The sequence below is a fragment of the Symbiobacterium turbinis genome (genome assembly GCF_055383075.1).
Genome location: NZ_AP042433.1, coordinates 3,710,829 through 3,729,905, shown reverse-complemented (window position 1 = coordinate 3,729,905; position 19,077 = coordinate 3,710,829). Strand labels below are relative to the sequence as shown.

The window sequence follows — 19,077 nt, the reverse complement described above, 5'->3', positions numbered from 1 at the left end:
TCTGCCCCAAACCGTCGGCCTCTCACCGCTCACATCTCATAGACCATGAGCCATCTCTCCGCTCACATCTCACCGCTCACGACCCATCTCACAGCTCACATCTCACGACCCACGACCTACCTCACTGCTCACATCTCACAGCCCACAACCCATCTCACCGCGCACATCTCACAGCCCACAATCCATCTCACAGCTCACACCTCACGACCAACGCCCCGTCTCACCGCGCACATCTCACAGCCCACGACCCACCTCACCGCTCACATCTCACCGCTCACGACCCATCTCACCGCTCACATCTCACGACCCACGACCTACCTCACAGCTCACATCTCACGACCCACGACCTACCTCACAGCTCACATCTCACAGCCCACAATCCATCTCACAGCTCACACCTCACGACCAACGACCCGTCTCACCGCGCACATCTCACAGCCCACGACCTACCTCACAGCTCACATCTCACCGCTCACGACCCATTTCACCTGCTGTATCCGAAGGGCCACAGCCGGAAGTAATCCTTGACGTTCCGCCACAGCTTCGCCAGCCCCTCAGACTCGAAGACCAGGAAGAGCACGATCGCGGCGCCGAATGCGGCGTCCCGGAACAGCAGCACCTTGGTGCCGATGGACGGGAAGATCGGCCCCAGGGCCATCGAGAGCTCGCGCACCACGATCGGCAGCACCGTCATGAAGGCGGCGCCGTACACCGAACCCATCACCGAGCCCATGCCGCCGATGATGATCATCGCCAGCAGCTCGATGGAGAGGTGGATCTCGAACTGCTCCGGCGAGATAATCATCACGTACGGCGCCCAGATCGCCCCGGCGATGCCGGCGTAGAAGGCCGAAAGCGCAAAGGCCGTCACCTTGGTGCGGAACAGGTCGACGCCCATCACCTCGGCGGCCAGGTCCCGGTCCCGCACCGCCATGAAGGCCCGCCCCATCCGGGTCCGGAGCAGGTTCTGGGCGAAGAGCCCCAGCAGCAGGGCCACCGTGAGGCCCAGGTAGAAGTAGCTCAGCTCACCCGAGAGGGTGTAGCCAAAGAGGCTGGGCCGCCTGACCGACATCGAGTGGATGCCGCCCGTGAACCAGTCGGCCCGCACGAAGAAGAACGAGAGGATCACCTGCGCCGCCAACGAGGCGATGGCGAGGTACAGCCCCTTCAGCCGGGCGGAGGGCAGCCCGAAGAACGCCCCCACCGCGGCGGCCGCCAGCCCGGCCAGCGGCATCGCGATCCAGAACGAGAGCCCCTGCTTCATCAGGTAGCCCACCGTGAAGGCGCCCATCCCGGTGAAGGCGCCGTGGCCCACCGAGATCTGCCCGGTCACGCCGGTGAGCAGGTTCAGCCCCAGCGCAGCGATGGTGTAGATGGCCACCATGTTGAGGATGGAGAGGTAGTAGTTGGGCAGGACGAGCGGCACCGCGTAGAGCAGGGCCACCAGGAGCCAGCCCCGGGCCACGGCCAGCGGCGTCTGGTGCAGGGCGTGGTCCTGTTCATAGGTGGTGATGTAGACCCCGCACTCCATGGCAAAGGGGTAGCGCAAGAGTTTCAGCACAGACCTACACCCTTTCGATGATTTCCTTGCCGAACAGGCCGTAAGGCTTGATCAGCAGGATGATGATCATGGCCACGAACGGCACCACTTCCTTCACGCCGGTCAGGTACTGGTCGAGGTAGCCGCCGGTCAGCGCCTCCAGGATGCCGATGATGAAGCCGCCCAGGATGGCGCCGGGAATGGAGTCCAGCCCGCCGAGAATCGCCACCGGCAGCACCTTCAGGCCGTACGAGGTGAGCAGGGGGTTGACGCCCGCGATGTTCCCCAGGAAGATGCCGCCCACCGCGGCCACCATGGCCGCCACGGCCCACGTGGCCGCCAGGACCCGCTTCACCGAGATGCCCATCGAGAGCGCCGCCTGCTCGTCGTCCGCGGTGGCCCGCATGGCGATGCCCAGCATGCTGTACTTGAAGAAGGCGTTGAGCAGCAGGAGCAGGATCAGGGCCGCCACCAGGCCCCAGAGGAAGACCTCGGAGATGGCCACCGGCCCGATGATGATGGGCTGGCTGCGGAAAAGCCCCTGGAACGAGCGCATGTCGGTGCCCCAGATCGCGTTGATGAGCGCCTTGACGAGGAAGGAGATCCCCATCGTCACCATGATGATCGAGATGGGGGGCTCGCCGATGAACGGCCGGAGCACCGCCCGCTCGATGCCCACGCCCACCAGCGCGCTGACACCGATGGTGAGCAGGAGGGCCAGGGCGAACGGAATCTTCAGTTCGGTGGTGAATGTGAGGCCGATGTATGCCCCCAGCAGCACCAGCTCGCCCTGGGCGAGGTTGATCACGCCGCTGGCCTTATAGATCAGCACGAAGCCCAGGGCCACCAGGGCGTACAGGGCCCCGACGACGATGCCGTTCACCAGCAGGTTGAGAAAGAAGCCGAAGTCGCTGCTCATCCCGCTCCACCTCCTCCCGCCGCCCGCGGTTCGGGCTCCTCAGACGGCTGCGGCTGCTCCGGCGCGGGCAGAAGCTCGCGCACCTGCAGCACCGTCTCGATGACGGCCTCCCGGCCATCCCGATAGCGCACCCGGCTCTGCACCGGAATCTCCTGCACCCGGTCGTAGAGCCCCTGAATTACGGGGGCGTACTTCTCGTAGACGAAGCCCCGCCGCAGCTTGCGGGTGCGGGTCAGCTCCTCGTCGTCGGCGTCCAGCTCCTTGTGGAGGATGACGAACGACCGGATGCGGGCGGCCTCGGGCAGGTCGGCGTTGACCCGTTCGATCTCGCCGGCGATCAGGTCCAGCACCGGCCCCTTCTGCGACAGGTCCTGGTAGGTGGTGTAGGGGATGCCCTGGCTCTCCGCCCAGTGGCCCACCGACTGCAGGTCGATGTTGATCATGGCCACCACGTGGGTGCGGCCGTTGCCCACCGCCACCGCTTCCTTGATGTAAGGGGAGAACTTCAGCTTGTTCTCCAGGAAGTTCGGCGAGAAGATCTCCCCGGTGCTGAGCCGCATGACGTCCTTCAGCCGGTCGATGACCACCAGCTGACCCGACTCCTCCTCGATGTACCCGGCGTCGCCGGTGTGCAGCCACCCGCCGGCCAGGGTCTTCGCGCTCTCCTCGGGCATCTTGTAGTAGCCCTGGAAGACCGCCCGGCTCCGGAGCAGGATCTCCCCCTCCGGCGAGATGGCCATCTCGCCACCCGGCAGGGGCGTGCCCACCGTGTGGAAGCGGATGTCGTCGTCCCGGTGCAGCACGGCGATGCCCACGATCTCCGTCTGCCCGTAGATCTGCTTCAGGTTCACGCCCAGGGCGTGGTAGAACCGGAACACGTCGGGACCCAGGGCCGCGCCGCCGGTGTACGCCCGCTTCAGACGGGAGAGGCCCAGGTGGTCCTTGATGGCGCTGAAGACCAGGAGCTCGCCCAGGGCGTAGAGCACGCGGACCATCAGCGGGACCGGCTTGTGGGCAAACCGGAGGTCGGCCACCCGGAGGCCGATGGGCTGGAAGAACTCCCAGAGCTTCCGCTTCAGCCAGCCCGCGTCCTGGATCTTCACCTGCACCCGGGTCACCATGTCCTCGTAGATGCGCGGCGGCGAGAACATCACGTGCGGGCCGATCTCCCGCATGTTCTCCTGCACCGTGTCGGGCTCCTCGGGGAAGTTCACCGTGAACCCGATGGAGAGGTGCATCGCCAGGGCGGTCATCTGCTCGCCGATCCAGGCCAGGGGCAGGAACGAGAGGAAGTCGTCGTCGGGCGAGAGCGGATCCACCGTCTGGATCGTGTCGCCCATCGCCAGCAGGTTCCGGTGACTCAGCATCGCCCCCTTCGGGTTGCCCGTGGTGCCCGAGGTGTAGCAGATGATCGCCGTGTCCTCGCCGTCGCCCGCGGCCACCATCTCCTCAAACAGCCCCGGATGCTCCCGGCCGTACTCCCGGCCCATCTCCAGCACCCTGGGAAAGTACAGCAGCCACGGGTCGGTGTACGTGCGGAGCCCCTTGGGGTCGTAGTAGATCAGGTACCGCACCTTGGGGATGAGGTCGCGGACCTCGAGGATCTTGTCCACCTGCTCCTGATCCTCCACCACCAGAAAGGTGGCGTCGGAATGGTCGATGACGTAGGCCATCTCCCGGGCCAGCGAGTCCTGGTAGATGCCCACCGACGTGCCGCCTGCCGACTGCGCGGCCAGCTCGGCGATGACCCACTCCGGCCGGTTGTCCCCCACGATGGCGATCTTGTCGCCCCGCCGGAACCCCAGGGAGACGAGGCCCAGGCAGAAGTCGCGCACCCGGTCCAGGTAGTCCTGCCACGTGTACTCCTGCCAGATGCCGTAGTCTTTCTCCCGGAGGGCCACCCGGCTGTGGCCGTACTTCGCGGCCATCGCCTGCAGCCGCTTCGGCAGCGTATCCAAGCGCTCTGCGCTCACCCCACCACCCCCTGTCAAACCGCCAGGTCCTTGTCGCCCAGGTAGGCCCGGATCACGTCCGGGTTCCGGCGCACCTCGTCCGGCGTCCCCTCGCCGATCTTGCGGCCGAAGTCCAGCACCGTCACCCAGTCTGAGATGTCCATCACCACGCCCATGTCGTGCTCGATCAGCACACAGGTGACCCCGCGCTCCTGGTTGATGTCGAGGATGAAGCGGACCATGTCCTCCTTCTCCTCGGTGTTCATGCCGGCCATGGGCTCGTCCAGGAGCAGCAGCCGGGGCTCCAGCGCCAGGGCCCTGCCCAGCTCCACCCGCTTCTGCATGCCGTAGGAGAGCATCCCGACGGGCTTGCGCCGGACGTGCGCGATCTCCAGGAAGTCGATGATCTCCTCCACCGCCTTGCGGTGCTCGATCTCCTCCCGCCGGGCGGGGCCCCACCAGAGCCCGCAGGCCAGGAGGCCCGAGCGCATGAGGGCGTGGCGGCCGGCCATCAGGTTGTCGAGCACGGTCATGTGCTTGAAGAGGGCGATGTTCTGGAACGTGCGGGCAATGCGCAGCTCGGCCCGCCTGGCGGGCGGCATCCGGGTGATGTCGCGCCCCTCAAACAGAATCCGTCCCTGCTGGGGAATGTAGCGCCCCGAGATGCAGTTGATCAGGCTGGTCTTCCCCGCCCCGTTGGGCCCGATGATGCTGGTGATCGAGCCCTTGCGCACGGTCAGCGAGACGCCGTCGAGGGCCTTCACCCCGCCGAATCCGATGGCCACGTCCTCGACGGCCAGATGCACCTCGCTCACCCTGAGCCACCTCCTTTTGCAACCCCTGACTTCGCAGGCCTGCGCCTTCACCGTCCCCCACCGCGCAGGCCGTCGTCGTCACAGCCCCCCGGCCTCGGCCCGGCGGTCGACGATCCGCACCCGGCGGGGCGACCGCTCGAGCGTGCCGAAGGGCAGAACGCGGACCGACACGTCCACGGTCAGCTCATCGGTGAGCCGCCGGCTGATCCGCTCCTCCAGGGCCGGGGACGGCGGCTCCCCCGGCGCCGCCTCCACCTCGACCCTGCAGCGGTCCAGCCAGGTCACCGGGTCCCGCTCCAGCACGATCCGGTACTCGTCCCCCAGGCTGCCGTAGCTCGACAGCACCCGCTCCACCTGCACCGGGTAGAACTTGGCCCCGCGGATCATGACCAGTTCATCCAGCCGGCCCCGCACCCCGCCGGGGGAGCGGGCCAGCGTCCGGCCGCAGCCGCAGGGCTCGGTGACCAGCGTCGCCATGTCCCCGGTCCAGTACCGCAGCAGCGGCAGGTCCTCCCGGGTCAGGTCGGTCAGCACCAGCACGCCGGTCTCGCCCTCCGCGCACGGCAGCATCGTGTTCGGATTGATCACCTCCACCAGCACGTGGTCCTCAGCCCAGTGCAGCCCCTGCTGCAGCCGGCACTCGCCCGCCAGCAGCGGGCCGACCTCGGTGATGCCGTAGAAGTCGAAGGCCGCACAGCCGTAGAGCCGCTCCAGCCGGTCCCGGGTGACCGGCTCCCCGGCGCCTGGCTCGCCGCCGAACAGCCCGTAGCGCAGCCCGATGTCACGGGGCGAGAGGCCCCGCTCCTGGATGCGCTCGGCCAGGTAGAGGCAGTGGGACGGCGCGCCGATCAGCATCACGGGCTTGAAGTTGAACAGCATCTCCACCTGGCGCTTCACCGAGTCGGTGCCGATGGGGATGAGCGCCGCCCCCATGGCCCGCGCAGCCCGGTGCCACGAAATGCCGCCCGCGAAGAGGCCGTAGCCGAAGGCGTTGTGGATCAGCTCGCCGGGCCGGAGCCCCAGCCCCCACATGATGCGGGCGCCAATCTCGGCCGTGCGGGCCAGGTCCCGCTCACCGTACACGGTGTAGAGCGACCCGCCAACCACGTGCACCGGGTAGACCTCCCGCCGCTCCTCGGCCGGGCTCATGGGCAGGTCGCCCAGCGGCGGCTCCCGGAGCTGCGCGTCCACCAGGTCAGACTTGTGGAGGAAGGGCAGCCGGGCCACATCGGCGGGCGTCCGGAAGTCCAGCGGGTCGACAGGGCCGGCCCCCTGCCAGAGCCGACGGTAGAACGGCGATGCCAGGGCCCGTTCCACCTGCGCCCGGAGCCGCCCGGCCTGCAGCCGCGCCAGCTCCTCCCGATCGATGCGCTCGATGTCCGGCCGCCACTGGGGCCGGTCAAGCTCGATCTGCATCGCACTCCTCCTTCCTGCAGGCCCTCTTTACGCAAGGGGCGTGCCAGCCCGGGCCGCTTCCCCTCCGGCTGCCTGGAAAAAGGCCGGCCGGCCGGCGGCAGCCCGCTCCCTGAAAGGCTTGTGCCTCCCTGAACCATTCAGGGAGGCACAGAGCGGATGCGCCCATCGGGTACAGAACCTAAGCGCCCCCGCTTACCCCGGTGGGCGCCCCAAGGCGCGCCGATGGCCCCCCGGGCCGCACCAGGGACGGGATGCGGGGCCAAAGCAATCTTGCTTAGGCAGGTAAGCAGGAATAGTTTGCATTCCAGAGAATTATGATTAGTGTTTCGCGTAGGAGGGATGCGCATGGCTCCGCTGCCTGAAGCGATGATCAGCGCCATGCTGGACGGGCTGGCCGAGGGCGTCCTGGCCGTCTCGCCGGACGGGCGGATCCGGCTGGCAAACGGCACGATGGCGCAGCTGCTGGGCAGGCCCCAGGCCGAGCTGCTGAACCGCATGCCGGCGGAGCTGGAGGCCGGCGAGACCTGGCTCCCTCCCGTGCTGCGCCGGTGCCTGGAGACCGGGGAGAGGCAGGCCATGATCCTGGAGCGGGCGGGGCGGCGGCTGGCCCTCACGGCCCTCCCGCTGCCGGAGGGCTGGGTGGTCGCCACGGCCCGTGACATCACGGAGCTGGACCGGCTGGAACGCCAGGTGGAGCGCATGACCCAGGAGCGGGAGCGGTACCACCACGAGCTGGCCGGGCTGCGGGCGGTGCAGGCGGGGCGCACCGAGGTGGTCAGCTCCTCCCTGGCCATGCAGCGGGTGCTGGACCTCATCCGCCGGGTCGCGCCGGTGGACTCCACCATCCTGCTGCTGGGGGAGTCAGGGGTCGGCAAGGGGGTGCTGGCGGCCGAGATCCACCGGCTGAGCCGGCGCCGCGGGCGGCCCTTCGTCCGCATCGACTGTGCGGCGCTGCCCGAGAGCCTGCTGGAATCGGAGCTGTTCGGCTACTCGCCGGGCTCCTTCACCGGCGCACGGCGGGAGGGCAAGCCGGGGCTTATCGAGCAGGCGCACGGCGGCACGCTCTTCATCGACGAGATCGGCGACGTGCCCCTGGAGCTGCAGGTGAAGCTGCTGCACGTTATCCAGGAGCGGCGCATCATCCGGCTGGGGGCGGTCACTCCCAAGTCGGTCGACATCCGCATCGTCGCCGCCACGCACCGGGACCTGGAGGCCATGGTGGCCGAGGGCCGCTTCCGGGCGGACCTCTACTACCGGCTCAACGTGGTGCCGGTCACGATCCCGCCCCTCCGGGAACGGCCCGAAGACATCCCCGTCCTGGCCCGGGCCTTCCTGGACAAGTTCTGCGCCCGGTACCGGGTGGAGCGCACCCTCACGCCGGAGGCGGTCTCGCGGCTGGTGGCCTACAGCTGGCCGGGCAACGTGCGGGAGCTGGAGAACCTGGTGGAGCGGCTGGTGGTGACCCTGGACGACCGGGAGATCCGGCCCGAGCACCTGCCCCTGCCCGCCGCCGGGGGGTCGCCGGTGCAGGTGCGGGAGATCGTGCCGCTGAAGGAGGCCGTGGCCGCGCTGGAGCTGGAGCTGGTCGGGGAGGCGTACCGGCGGTTCGGCAGCTCGGTGAAGGTGGGCCGGGTGCTGGGGATCCACCAGACGACAGCCGCGCGGAAGATCCGGGAGTGGAAGGCGCGGGCGGGCCGGCAGTAGGCAGGCCGCGCGCAGAAGCCACCGGAAGGCGGGCTCTCCCGGTGGCTCATGTTGTCGTAGGCATGTCAGTCCTCGTTGTTGGCCGGCCGCCGGGCGTGGGCGATGCGGCTGGCGGCCGCCGCGGCGATGGCCGCGACCAGGTCGTCCAGGAACGTGTGGCACTGGCCGTTCTTGCTGGAGTTGAGCCGGCCGATGACCAGCGGCTTGGTCTTGTCCAGGTAGCCGAAGTTGGTGAGTCCGATGGAGCCGTAGATATTTGTGATCGAGAGCGCCACGATCTCATCGACGCCGAAGAGGAAGTCGTCTCCGGCCACGATGGACTGCAGCGGCTCGGGCAGCTTCCCCTGCTCCGCGAGCATATCCAGCGCCAGTCCGGTCAGGATGGCGTTCTGGACCTCCCGCTTCTTCACCACCGCCTCCACGCTCTCGAGGCACTCCTCCAGCGGAAGCGAATCGTAGTACCCCTTCTGAATCTCATGAACGACCTCGGCGATCTCCCTGAGCGTGACGCCGCGGTCCTCCAGCATCTTCACTACGCTCTTGTACATCCGGGTCCTCCTGTTCTGGTCCGTCTCATGGCCTATTAAATATGAGACGTATGTCGGAGCGGTGCGGGTTCGTCATACATTTTACACGATGCTCACCGCCAATCCCACGCCCGTCTAGAGTGCTCGTCCTACTTGCTCGTGGGCACTTGTCCCCAACCAGGAAAGTACCTCCTCGCTATGGTCTGTAACACACATGTTATCTTATAGCCAAAAGCTAGTTTGTGCATGTTTTCACGTTCACAAGCGGATAGTGGGGTACGAGATAGATGACGAAGGGCAAGTTGAGCGGGAAGGTCGCGCTGATCACCGGGGCCGCCAACGGAATGGGCTATGCCACCGCCAAGCTGTTCGCCGAGGAAGGGGCCGAAGTGATCGCCGTTGACATCGACGAGAAGGGCCTGGCGAAGTGGGAAGGCGTCGAGCGGGTGACCCCCATCCACGCGGATATCACGAAGGAAGAGGACATCGAGCGCATGATCGCCGAGGCGGAGAATCGGTTCGGCAAGCTGGACATCGTCTGCAACATCGCCGACATCAACGATCTCTGCTACCCGCTGCTCGATACCAGCGACGAGATGTGGGACCGGGTGCACGACATCGACCTGAAGGCCCCGTTCCGCATCAGCCGCCGGGCCATTAAGGGTATGGTGGAGCGGAACGTGAAGGGCGTCATCCTGAACATCGGCTCCTACGCCGCCCTGCGCGGCAACCACGGCCCGTCCTACAGCGCGGCGAAGCACGGCCTCACCGGCCTCACCATGAGCATCGCCTGCGGCTGCGCGAAGATGGGCATCCGCTGCAACCAGATCAACCCCGGGGGCATCAAGACCGACATCGAGACGAACTCGGGCGGCAAGTACCATCCGGAGGGCATGGGCCTCCTGATCGACATCACCGGCAAGTTCCCATGCAACGCCTACGGCGAGACGGAGGACATCGCCCGGGCGGCCCTGTTCCTCTGCAGCGACGACGCCAGGCACATCAACGGCGCCATCCTGAACGTCGACAACGGCATGAGCACCTGCTAGAGCGGTCAGCCACGCAGGACGCAGCAGCCTGGCCAGATCCGGGCACCCCGTTCGGGTGCCCGGATCTGGCCTTTGGTCAACCCGGCGGTGACCCGAACCCAGGGCCTGCCCGTTTGACAGCCTGGCGGCATCGCTCCCAGGACCGCATACAGCAAGAGAAGCCATCGAGTGCCGGAGAAGTGCTCCCCGGCCCCGATGGCTTCTCGTATGCGGTTATGCCCGCTGTGGCGCTACTTCAGGATCCGCACCGTGTCCGCACCCACCTGGCCCGGGTAGGAGAGCAGCATGGGACCGGAGTAGACCGCCTCCACCTGCTGACCCACCGCCAGGTCGGCCGCGGTGGCCGGCTCCTCAGCGCCGTCGACCACCTTCACGATCCGGGTCTCCTCGGTGATGAAGAGGTAGAGCCGCTCGGGCTCGCCGTTCTCCATGGGGGCTCCCGCCACCAGGATCCGGCCCTCCTCCATCTCCTCAATCTCGCCCCGGAACAGCTGCGCCGGCCGCTCGGCCAGGATGACGATCTTGTCGGCCCCCACCCGGCCGGGGTAGGACTTCAGCATCGGGCCGGAGTAGAAGGCCTCCACCTGCAGCCCCAGCTGCAGATCCGCCGCCGTGGCCGCCTCCTCGGCGTCGGCGGTCCGCTTCACGATCTCGGTCTCCTCACCGATGATGAGGTAGAGCGGGAACTCGCCGCCCTTCACCAGGATGCGGTCGTCGCCCACCTCGGTGATCGTGCCGCTGACCTTCCCCTCGTCGGGAGCCGTCTCCGCGTCGCCAGGCTCGACCTCCGTCGCCGGCAGCACCCGAACGGCGTTCGCGCCGCCCTGGGCCGGGTAGGACATCAGCATGGGGCCGGAAAGCTCGACCTCAACGCGGACGCCCACCTTCAGGTCCTCCAGCGTGCCCTCGGCGTCGCCGACCGTGATGGGCGTCTCCTCGCCCACCGCCAGCCACGCCAGGAAGGGCTCACCGCTGGCCATCGGCGCGCCCTCCAGCAGAATGCGCCCGTCAGCGATTTCCTTGATCACGCCGGTGAGGATGTCGGCCTTGGGGGCCGGCATGACCAGGATGCTCGCCGCGCCGCCCTGGGCCGGGTACGACTCCAGGATGGGGCCGGAGAGCTCCACGACCACCTCTCGGCCCACCTCCAGGTCGGCGGCCGTGCCGGCGCCCTCGCCGACGGTGATCTGCGTCTCATCCGAGATGGTGAGCCAGATCAGCATCGGATCGCCGTTGGACATGAGCGGCCCCTCCAGGAGGAAGCGCCCGTCCTCCACCTGGCTGATCGTCCCGACCAGCCGCTCCCCCTGCATCGCCTCGTCGGGGGCGGTGAGCTCCTCGGGGACGTTCACGTGGGTCACAGCGCCGGAGACCAGGTTCATGACGCCCTCCTCCGCCTCCGTCTGGCGCAGGCCCAGTACGGTGGTGATGGCGTCGGCGGAGATCATGGTCCGGTCGCCGATGATCTGCGCCGGCTGCGCCATGGCGACCCGGCTGCTGTCGTCGGACTTCGCCGCGGCGTCGAGCACCTCCGCCTCCTGCAGGCCGATGTGGAAGATGACCGTGCGGTCAGGCAGGTCCACCTGCACCTGGCGCTGCTCGCCATCCCAGGTCACCTCGGCGCCCATCGCCTCAGCGATCGCCCGCAGGGGGACGAACAGCACGCCGTCGGCCACCACCGGGCCGCCCAGGTCGCCGGAGACGGGCTCGCCGTACACCCGGATCTCCTTCGGCACCGGGGCGTCGGCGCCCACATCCCAGAGCACCGGGGCCATGGCCTCGACCTCGCCGGCCGGCCGGATGCTCATCACCTCAATCGCGGGGACCATCTGGATGGATATCCCGGTGAACTCCGTGCCCTCGACAACGACTTCCTGGCCGGCCAGCTTCTCGAACTCATCCTGGTCGCCGATCAGTCGCATGCCGGCCACGGCCCAATAGCCGCCTTCCAGGTCCACCCACTCCACCACGCCGACCAGCCTCAGGAAGTTCCGGGCCTCGTCGGGGGCGAGAATCGGCAGAACGTCTGCCGGAGCGGAAATCGGAATCGCATCGACCGGCATCTCCACCGGCAGTTCGGCATCGCCCGCCAGGGCGGGGGCAGCAGACACGGTCATCAACAGAGCGCTGAGTGCAGCGGTTTTCTTCCAACGCTTCATGGTGCTTACCTCCTTTTCACTGAGACAGACGGAGCACACGTCCGCGCCGTTTCAGCGATCTGCCGCGAATTTAGTACGGGCCTTTCCGCGCTCTTGACGCGCGTCAAGGCGTCGGGCGGGGCCGAAGCGGTATGCTGGAGTCGAGTCAAGCACGGAGCGCCTCGTCCCGGAGGCCCGAGGAGGAAAGCCACATGAACGCAGTTCACACCACGCTCCACACAAGGCTGTACCGGCACCGCAAGCTGATCGTGCTGGCGGCCGCCACGCTGCTGATCATCGCCGGCTGGACGATCAGGTCGCAGCATTTCCTCTTGATGACCCTGGCGGCCATCCTCACCGGCATCCCGGTGGTCAGGCTGGCGTGGAACGGCCTGATGGACCGGCAGCTCTCCATTCCCCTGCTCGTCACCATCGCGTCGGTGGGCGCCATCTGGATCGGCGAGCCCTGGGAGGCCGCCGCCGTCACCTACCTGTACGTGCTCGGCGGCTACCTGGAGGACCTGACCCTCGCCCGGACACGGGCCGCCCTGCGCTCCCTCATCGACCTGCGGCCGCGCACCGCCCGGGTGAAGGAGGGCGACACGCTTACCGTGGTGCCGGCCGAGGCCGTGGAGCGGGGGCAGACCATCGTGGTGCTGCCCGGCGACCGCGTCCCCGCGGACGGCGTGGTCACGGACGGCCGGGCGGCGCTTGACACGGCCGCCCTCACCGGCGAGCCGCTGCCCGCCGAGGTGGGCCCCGGCGACCGCGTGATGAGCGGCAGCGTGAGCATGGGGGGCTACCTGGAGATCACCGCAGAGCAGGTGGGCCCCGACACCACTTTCAACCGCATGGTCTACCTGGTGGCCGATGCCCAGGAGCAGAAGCCCCGGGTGCAGAAGTTCGTCGACCGGTTCGCCCGCTGGTACACGCCGGCCGTCATCGTGACCGCGGCGCTCATCGCCCTGTTCACCCGTGATGTCGAGCTGGCCCTCACCTTCCTGGTCATCGGCTGCCCCGGCGCCCTCGTCGTCGCCGCCCCGGTGGCCGTGGTCGCCGGCCTGGGCAATGCCGCCCGCCGGGGCATCCTGATCAAGGGCGGCGAGCGGCTGGAGCGCATCGGCAAGATCGACACCGTCGCTTTTGACAAGACCGGCACCCTGACGCAGGGGCGCCCACGGGTGACGGCGATCGTTCCCTTCACCGGCACCGAGGCCGACGTGCTCTCCCTTGCCGCCGCGGCCGAGCAGCGGTCTGAGCATCACCTGGCCACCGCTATCCTGACCTATGCCGAGGAGGCCGGCGTGCCCGCCGCCCCCGCCCGCGACTGGCGGCTGGAGCCGGGCCTGGGCGCAACGGCCCTCACCGACAGGGGCGAGGTCCTGGTCGGCAACCGGGCCCTGCTGGCCGCCCACGGCGTCACGCTCACTCCGGAGCAGGAGGCAGCCGTGGCCGCCCGGGAGGCGGAGGGCGAGACCATCGCCCTGGTGGCCGTGGGCGGTAAGCCCGTCGGCGTCATCGGCATCACCGATCCCATCCGGCCGGATGCCCTGGAGGTCGTTGCGGACCTGAAGCGGGCCGGCGTGCGCCACACCGTCATGCTGACCGGCGACAACCTGGCGGCCGCCCGCCGGGTGGCGGAGAAGCTGGGCGTCGATGAGGTGCGGGCAGGGCTGAAACCCGAGGAGAAGGTGGCCGCCATCCAGGCGCTGCAGGCCGAGGGGCGCGTGGTGGCCATGGTGGGCGACGGCATCAACGATGCGCCGGCCCTGGCCACGGCCGACGTCGCCATCGCCATGGGCGGCTCCGGCACCCAGGTGGCCGTGGAGGTGGCGGACATCACCCTCATGTCCGACCGCATCGAGCGGGTGCCTCAGGCGATCGGGCTGAGCAGGCGGATCATGGGCGTGGTGCGGCAAAACGTGGTCTTCGCCGTCGCCGTGGTGCTGGCCCTGTTGGTCGGGGTCGTGACCCGCAACGTCTTCCTGGCGGGCGGCATGCTGGTGCACGAGGCCAGCGTGCTGCTGGTGATCCTGAACGGCATGCGCCTGCTGGGCCGGCCGAAGGTCCGCACCGGCGGGGGCCTCGCGGAAAGCGTCCAATCTTGACGTCCGTCAATGCGGCCGACCCGGGTCAGATGATACAGTGCAATCGCAGAACGTAGTCTACAAGGAGGAATCACGTAATGAAGCGCCAGATGATCATGCTCGATAACCTGAACTGCCCCACCTGCGCCGCGAAGATCGAGAAGGCCGCGCAGAAGCTCCCCGGCATGAAGGAAGCGAAGATCTCCTTCGGCTCCGGGTCGCTGACCGTAGAGTACGACGAGTCGGTCCTGCAGGAGCAGGCGATCACGGACATGATTCAGAAGCACGGCGTCGGCGTGGCGACGGTGCTCAACCGCTAGACCGGCCCCGCTGTCGGGCCGGGGAAACCCGCTGTCCTGCCGGGGGAACCCGCCGCCGGGCCCGGGGGACCCTCCCCGGCGCACCGGTTGGGCACACACAGGCGAGCGGCTCCCTCCCCCTGCACGGGGGAGGGAGCCGCTCGCCCGCTAGCTCTGCTGCTGCCCGACGAAGGTGACCGCGACGGTGACCTCATCCTCCACCGCCACGAAGTTGGCGATGTTGGGCGGGTTCACGCCGAAGTCGGTCATGGCGAAGGTCGTCTCGGCCGTGAGCGTCAGAACGCCATCGGCCAGCTTCGCCGTGCCGCTGAATGTCACGGGCCTGTCCACGCCCTTGATGGTCATCGTCCCGTTCAGCTTGATGGGCACCTCCTGCCCCTCTGTCAGAACCGGGTCGCCCTCCGCCCCGGTGATCTGGAAGATGGCCCGGGGGTGGTTGCGGGTGTCCAGGGCCTGCTGCACCCGGTTATCCCGGCGGGACTGGTCGCTGCGCAGGGTGGTCAGATCCACCTCGACGGTGGAGGGCCGGATGACGCCGTCTTCGAGGACGATGGCGCCGGCCAGGGCCGAAGTCTTGCCCACGGCGGTCACATCCAGCCGCTGTCCGAGAAACGTCTCGTCCACCGCGTAGGACGCCTCAGACTGCGCGGTGTCCACATAGTAGGCGACGCCCTCCGCGCTTACCGGAATCACGTCCTCCTCCGCTGCGGGCGGGGGAGCCGCCTCTGCCGTGCCCGCGGGCTGGGATCCGGCCTCGGCCTGGGGCTCCGCCCCGCCCCGTGCGCACCCAGCCGCCAACAAGGCCACCAGAGCCAGGGTGAGGATTGTCATTGGTCGCTTCAGAAGAACCCCTCCAGAATCGCTTGCTGGGTCTTATTCTGGACAAAAAGGCTGAGAGAAACCTGAATGTAGCATAAATCTTTCCTGTGGATTGTGTGTTGAGCCGCATTCCCGATCGGCTCCGCCTCATCGCCAGTGGAGTCGCCGTTGTCGGCTGATCCGGAACTCTCCCCCACATCCTCAGAGATCGCACTTGCGGCGCAGCGCGCATGCGGCCTCTGCCGGGTGGATCACGGATACGACCAGGGCAACGAGCCCCAACTGCGACGGATTTCCACTTGGCGGGCGACCAAAGTCGAAATCCGCCGTACTTCCCCGGCGACGCCGTCCTGCGCCGGGCGGTTCACGTATGAATGGCCAGGACGACAGGCGCGAACTGCGACCGATTTCCGCTTGGCGGGCGACCAAAGTGGAAATCCGCCGTACTTCACCGGCGATGCCGTCCTCCACCAGGTGGTTCACGTGTGTATGACCAGGACGACAGGCGCGAACTGCGACCGATTTCCACTTGGCGGGAGACCAAAGTGGAAATCCGCCGTACTTCCCCGGCGACGCCGTCCTCCACCAGGTGGTTCACGTGTGTATGACCAGGACGACAGGCGCGAACTGCGACCGATTTCCACTTGGCGGGAGACCAAAGTGGAAATCCGCCGTACTTCCCCGGCGACGCCGTCCTCCACCAGGTGGTTCACGTGTGTATGACCAGGACGACAGGCGCGAACTGCGACCGATTTCCACTTGGCGGGCGACCAAAGTGGGAATCCGCCGTACTTCCCCGGCAATGCCGTCCTTCGTCGGGGGTTCACGTATAGACGGCCACGGCGACGAGTGCCAACTACGACCGATTTCCACTTGGCGGGCGACCAAAGTGGAAATTCGCCGTACTTCCCCGGCAATGCCGTCCTTCGTCGGGGGTGCACGTATCAACGAGCAGGGCGAAGGGCGCCAACTACAACGGATAGCGCACCCAGGCCAGCTACCTTCACAGCCAAAGGGCTGGTTTCGCTACACGAGCGAAACCAGCCCTAACAACTTCACCGTACCCCGGCGTGCACCTCCAGCCACTCCAGAAGGGCGGCGATGGCGGCCTCGTCCATCGGACCAAATCCGTCCCGGGCCGGGTCCTCGGTCGGGCTGAGGGCGTGACCCAGGCCGGGGAAGCGGCGCAGGGTCACGTGATCCGGCGCCGCGGCGGCGATGCCCTCGCCATCCTCCACCCGCACGAACCCGTCCTGCTCGCCATGCAGGATGAGCACCGGCCTGCGCAGCTCCGGGATCAAGTCCCGTCAAGTGGTGTAAATCGGGTTCCAGCATTGTAGTTGCTCTAGTCGGCACTCAGCGGCAAAAGTTCAGGACGGCCGAGGCTCGGGTCATGGGCGTACAGCTTCGCCATGGACGCCTGGCTGAAGTATCTTCGTGGGGCGGTCATCCACTCTTCCTGCTGCTCGATCATGACGGCTCCGGCCAGGCGGATCAGAGCTTCTCTGTTGGGGAAGATGCCCACGATCTCCGTCCGCCGGCCGATCTCTCTGTTGAGCCGTTCCAGGGGGTTCGTGGAGTGCAGTCGCCGCCAGTGCTCAGTCGGGAAGGCCATGTAAGCCAGAATGTCCTCCTCGGCATCTTCCAGCAGTTGGGCCGCCCGGGGGAACTGTTTCCGCAGGTTCTCGACCACAACGGCTAGCTGAGACCTCGCTGCCTGCTGGTCCGGCTGTGCGAAGATGGTCCTCACAGCAGCCGACACCATGGACTGCAGGTTCTTGGGCACATAGCCGAGCAGATTCCGTATGAAGTGAACCCGGCAGCGCTGCCAGCTGGCGCCACTGAACACGGTTCGGATCGCTTCACGCAGACCGACGTGGTTATCACTGATCACCAGAAGCACGCCCTTGAGGCCCCGAGCGACCAGCTGCCGCAAAAACGCGGTCCAGAAGGCCCCATCTTCGCTGGGACCCACGTCCAGCCCCAGAATCTCCCGTTCGCCATCCTCTCGTACACCCATGGCGATCACCAGGGCCATGCTGGAGACCCTGCCGTTCTCCCGAACCTTCTCGTACTTGGCATCCAGCCAAACGTAAGGGTAGCGCCCTTCCAACGGTCGGTTGCGAAAGGCCTCAACCACCTCGTCCAACTCGGCGCAAAGCCGGGAGACCTGGCTCTTGCTCACGCCGGTCATCCCCAGGGCCTGCACCAACTCATCTACCTTCCGGGTGCTGACCCCCTGAATGTAAGCCTCCTGAACCACAGCCACCAAGGCCTTCTCGGCCCGTCGGCGAGGTTCGAGCCAGCTTGGCGTGTAGGACCCCTTCCGGAGTTTGGGGATCTGCAGATCGATCGTCCCGACCCGCGTATCCCACTGACGTTCCCGATAGCCGTTGCGGTAGTTGCTGCGCTCAGACGACCGTTCGTACCGCTCAGCGCCAATCTCCTGCGATACTTCCAGTTCCATGAGACCCTGAGCCAGCACCTGAACTCCTTCCCGGAGGAAATCCACGTCGTCCACACCGGACTTGCGCAGAAGCTCCTCCAATGCGATCCTAAAGTTGGTCACCTGCGGGTTCCCCCTTTGCGATGTATTGCTCCTACTTCGCATGGAACCCAAAGGTGGCCACTTATGTCAAGCAGCCCCTCCCACCGGAAGGTCCGGGGAATTTACACCACTACTTTGGACTCTAACCAGCTCCGGCGCGATCTCAACGAGCGACCGGGACGGTTCGTTGGCCGGGTCCATCATGGGGTTGACGGCGGGGTTCGCGATGAACGCCTCGATGGCCGGCCGCAGCTCCGCCTCCAGGTCGATCAGCCCGTCGTCGTCCCGGTCGGTGTCGGGCCGCATCTTCGGGGACCACGGGGTCGAGTCCGGCGCCCACACGTAGAAGCTGCCCATCAGCGCCGCCGGACCCTCGGGCACGGTCAGCCACTCCCTCACCGAGAGTTTGCCGTCGCTGTCAGCGTCCACCTCCGCCAGCACGCGCAGCCCCAGGGTCAGGTGCTGGTACCGCAGGGTCTCGGCCCAGCCGCTGGCGGGCGGCCCCTGCAGGATGACCCCGGCCACCTGCGCATCCGCCAGGGCGGCGTGGGCCGCCACCTGCGCGCCCTGGCTCCAGCCGTACAGGTAGATGCGGTCCGCGTCCACCTCGGGCTGCTCCCGGGCCGCCGCGATCACCTGCGCGGCGTCGGCAATCAGCTGGTTGGTGGTCGCGCGGTACGCCTGCTCCAGGTCGTAATCTCCGAGCCCCCGCACCCTCCGCTTGTGAAAGCGGAGCACAGCGTAGCCCGACCGGCTCAGCCGCTCAGCCAGCAGCCGGAAGTTGGCCGAAACCACCTGGCCGCGTGCATCCACGTTCGTCGCGTCCATGTCCACCGGGCCTGATCCGCGGAAGAGGATCAGCGCCGGCCACGGCCCCTCGCCCCCGGCCGGATAAGTGAGCTCCGCTACCGAGGCCCAGGTCTCATCCAGGGCAATCGTCAGGGCCCGTCGGCGGATCTGGCCCTGCCCTGCGCCCGTCTCGCCGGTCGCGACCCGGCCCCCGCTGCCGCCCGCCGTTGCACCCGCCGATGCGCCGGCCGGTGCGTTCACCGGTGCGTCCACCGGTGTGCCCGCCGGTGCGTCCACCGGTGCGTCCACCGGTGTGCCCGCCGGTGCGTCCACCGGTGCGTCCACCGATGCGCCGGCCGGTGCGCCCGCCGGTGCGTCCACCGGTGCGCCCGCCGGTATGGAGCCGGCCCACAGAAGAAGCGCCAGGAGTGCGCTCATGACGCCACGCATGACA

General features: G+C 67.6%; 16 protein-coding genes. 4 read left to right on the top strand and 12 right to left on the bottom strand.

Annotated elements, in window-relative coordinates:
- Window positions 1–484: 484 nt before the first annotated feature.
- The 5 genes from ACZ45O_RS17915 to ACZ45O_RS17895 form a co-directional block, all read right to left on the bottom strand.
- Window positions 485–1,561 carry a branched-chain amino acid ABC transporter permease gene (locus ACZ45O_RS17915; RefSeq protein WP_464854878.1) on the bottom strand — a complete coding sequence of 359 codons (1,077 nt, stop codon included), beginning with the start codon at window positions 1,559–1,561 and terminating at the stop codon, window positions 485–487.
- 4 nt (window positions 1,562–1,565) lie between these two features.
- Window positions 1,566–2,459, bottom strand: coding sequence for a branched-chain amino acid ABC transporter permease (locus ACZ45O_RS17910; RefSeq protein ID WP_464854877.1), 894 nt, complete (start codon window positions 2,457–2,459; stop codon window positions 1,566–1,568).
- Complete coding sequence (locus tag ACZ45O_RS17905) at window positions 2,456–4,432, bottom strand: AMP-binding protein (protein ID WP_464854876.1); 1,977 nt, start codon at window positions 4,430–4,432, stop codon at window positions 2,456–2,458. The genes ACZ45O_RS17910 and ACZ45O_RS17905 overlap by 4 nt, the downstream gene beginning before the upstream one ends.
- A gap of 14 nt (window positions 4,433–4,446) precedes the next feature.
- Complete coding sequence (locus ACZ45O_RS17900; protein WP_464854875.1) at window positions 4,447–5,226, bottom strand: ABC transporter ATP-binding protein; 780 nt, start codon at window positions 5,224–5,226, stop codon at window positions 4,447–4,449.
- Window positions 5,227–5,304: 78 nt separating this feature from the next.
- A complete protein-coding gene (locus ACZ45O_RS17895; RefSeq protein WP_464854874.1) occupies window positions 5,305–6,642 on the bottom strand; it encodes a phenylacetate--CoA ligase family protein in 1,338 nt (445 codons plus the stop codon).
- 345 nt (window positions 6,643–6,987) lie between these two features.
- Between ACZ45O_RS17895 and ACZ45O_RS17890 the strand changes: the two genes are divergently transcribed.
- A complete protein-coding gene (locus tag ACZ45O_RS17890) occupies window positions 6,988–8,346 on the top strand; it encodes a sigma-54 interaction domain-containing protein (protein ID WP_464854873.1) in 1,359 nt (452 codons plus the stop codon).
- A 65-nt stretch (window positions 8,347–8,411) separates the two neighbouring features.
- Here the strand turns inward: ACZ45O_RS17890 and ACZ45O_RS17885 are convergent, their stop codons facing one another.
- A complete protein-coding gene (locus ACZ45O_RS17885; protein WP_464854872.1) occupies window positions 8,412–8,894 on the bottom strand; it encodes a phosphatidylglycerophosphatase A family protein in 483 nt (160 codons plus the stop codon).
- Window positions 8,895–9,160: 266 nt separating this feature from the next.
- On the opposite strand from ACZ45O_RS17885, the gene ACZ45O_RS17880 reads away from it, so the two are divergent.
- Complete coding sequence (locus tag ACZ45O_RS17880; protein ID WP_464854871.1) at window positions 9,161–9,922, top strand: SDR family NAD(P)-dependent oxidoreductase; 762 nt, start codon at window positions 9,161–9,163, stop codon at window positions 9,920–9,922.
- 230 nt (window positions 9,923–10,152) lie between these two features.
- Here the strand turns inward: ACZ45O_RS17880 and ACZ45O_RS17875 are convergent, their stop codons facing one another.
- The gene (locus tag ACZ45O_RS17875; protein ID WP_464854870.1) at window positions 10,153–12,081 is read right to left on the bottom strand and encodes a stalk domain-containing protein; all 1,929 of its coding nucleotides are present in this window, start codon (window positions 12,079–12,081) and stop codon (window positions 10,153–10,155) included.
- A 191-nt stretch (window positions 12,082–12,272) separates the two neighbouring features.
- Between ACZ45O_RS17875 and ACZ45O_RS17870 the strand changes: the two genes are divergently transcribed.
- Both ACZ45O_RS17870 and ACZ45O_RS17865 read left to right on the top strand, forming a co-directional pair.
- The gene (locus tag ACZ45O_RS17870; RefSeq protein ID WP_464854869.1) at window positions 12,273–14,168 is read left to right on the top strand and encodes a heavy metal translocating P-type ATPase; all 1,896 of its coding nucleotides are present in this window, start codon (window positions 12,273–12,275) and stop codon (window positions 14,166–14,168) included.
- A 77-nt stretch (window positions 14,169–14,245) separates the two neighbouring features.
- On the top strand, window positions 14,246–14,467 hold the full coding sequence (locus ACZ45O_RS17865) for a heavy-metal-associated domain-containing protein (protein ID WP_464854868.1): 222 nt from the start codon (window positions 14,246–14,248) through the stop codon (window positions 14,465–14,467).
- Window positions 14,468–14,614: 147 nt separating this feature from the next.
- Here ACZ45O_RS17865 and ACZ45O_RS17860 read toward each other — a convergent pair whose 3' ends face one another.
- The 5 genes from ACZ45O_RS17860 to ACZ45O_RS17840 all read right to left on the bottom strand — a co-directional run bounded on the left by ACZ45O_RS17860 (window position 14,615) and on the right by ACZ45O_RS17840 (window position 19,073).
- A complete protein-coding gene (locus ACZ45O_RS17860; RefSeq protein ID WP_464854867.1) occupies window positions 14,615–15,265 on the bottom strand; it encodes a YceI family protein in 651 nt (216 codons plus the stop codon).
- Window positions 15,266–15,487: 222 nt separating this feature from the next.
- Window positions 15,488–15,769: a hypothetical protein gene (locus ACZ45O_RS17855; RefSeq protein ID WP_464854866.1), complete on the bottom strand. Its 282-nt coding sequence runs from the start codon at window positions 15,767–15,769 to the stop codon at window positions 15,488–15,490.
- 572 nt (window positions 15,770–16,341) lie between these two features.
- On the bottom strand, window positions 16,342–16,587 hold the full coding sequence (locus ACZ45O_RS17850; RefSeq protein ID WP_464854865.1) for a hypothetical protein: 246 nt from the start codon (window positions 16,585–16,587) through the stop codon (window positions 16,342–16,344).
- A 44-nt stretch (window positions 16,588–16,631) separates the two neighbouring features.
- Window positions 16,632–17,855, bottom strand: a complete 1,224-nt coding sequence (locus tag ACZ45O_RS17845; protein ID WP_464854864.1) for an IS256 family transposase — start codon at window positions 17,853–17,855, stop codon at window positions 16,632–16,634.
- Between the two features lie 66 nt (window positions 17,856–17,921).
- Entirely contained in the window at window positions 17,922–19,073 is a 1,152-nt protein-coding gene (locus ACZ45O_RS17840) for a serine aminopeptidase domain-containing protein (protein ID WP_464854863.1), read from the bottom strand.
- Window positions 19,074–19,077: the final 4 nt, after the last annotated feature.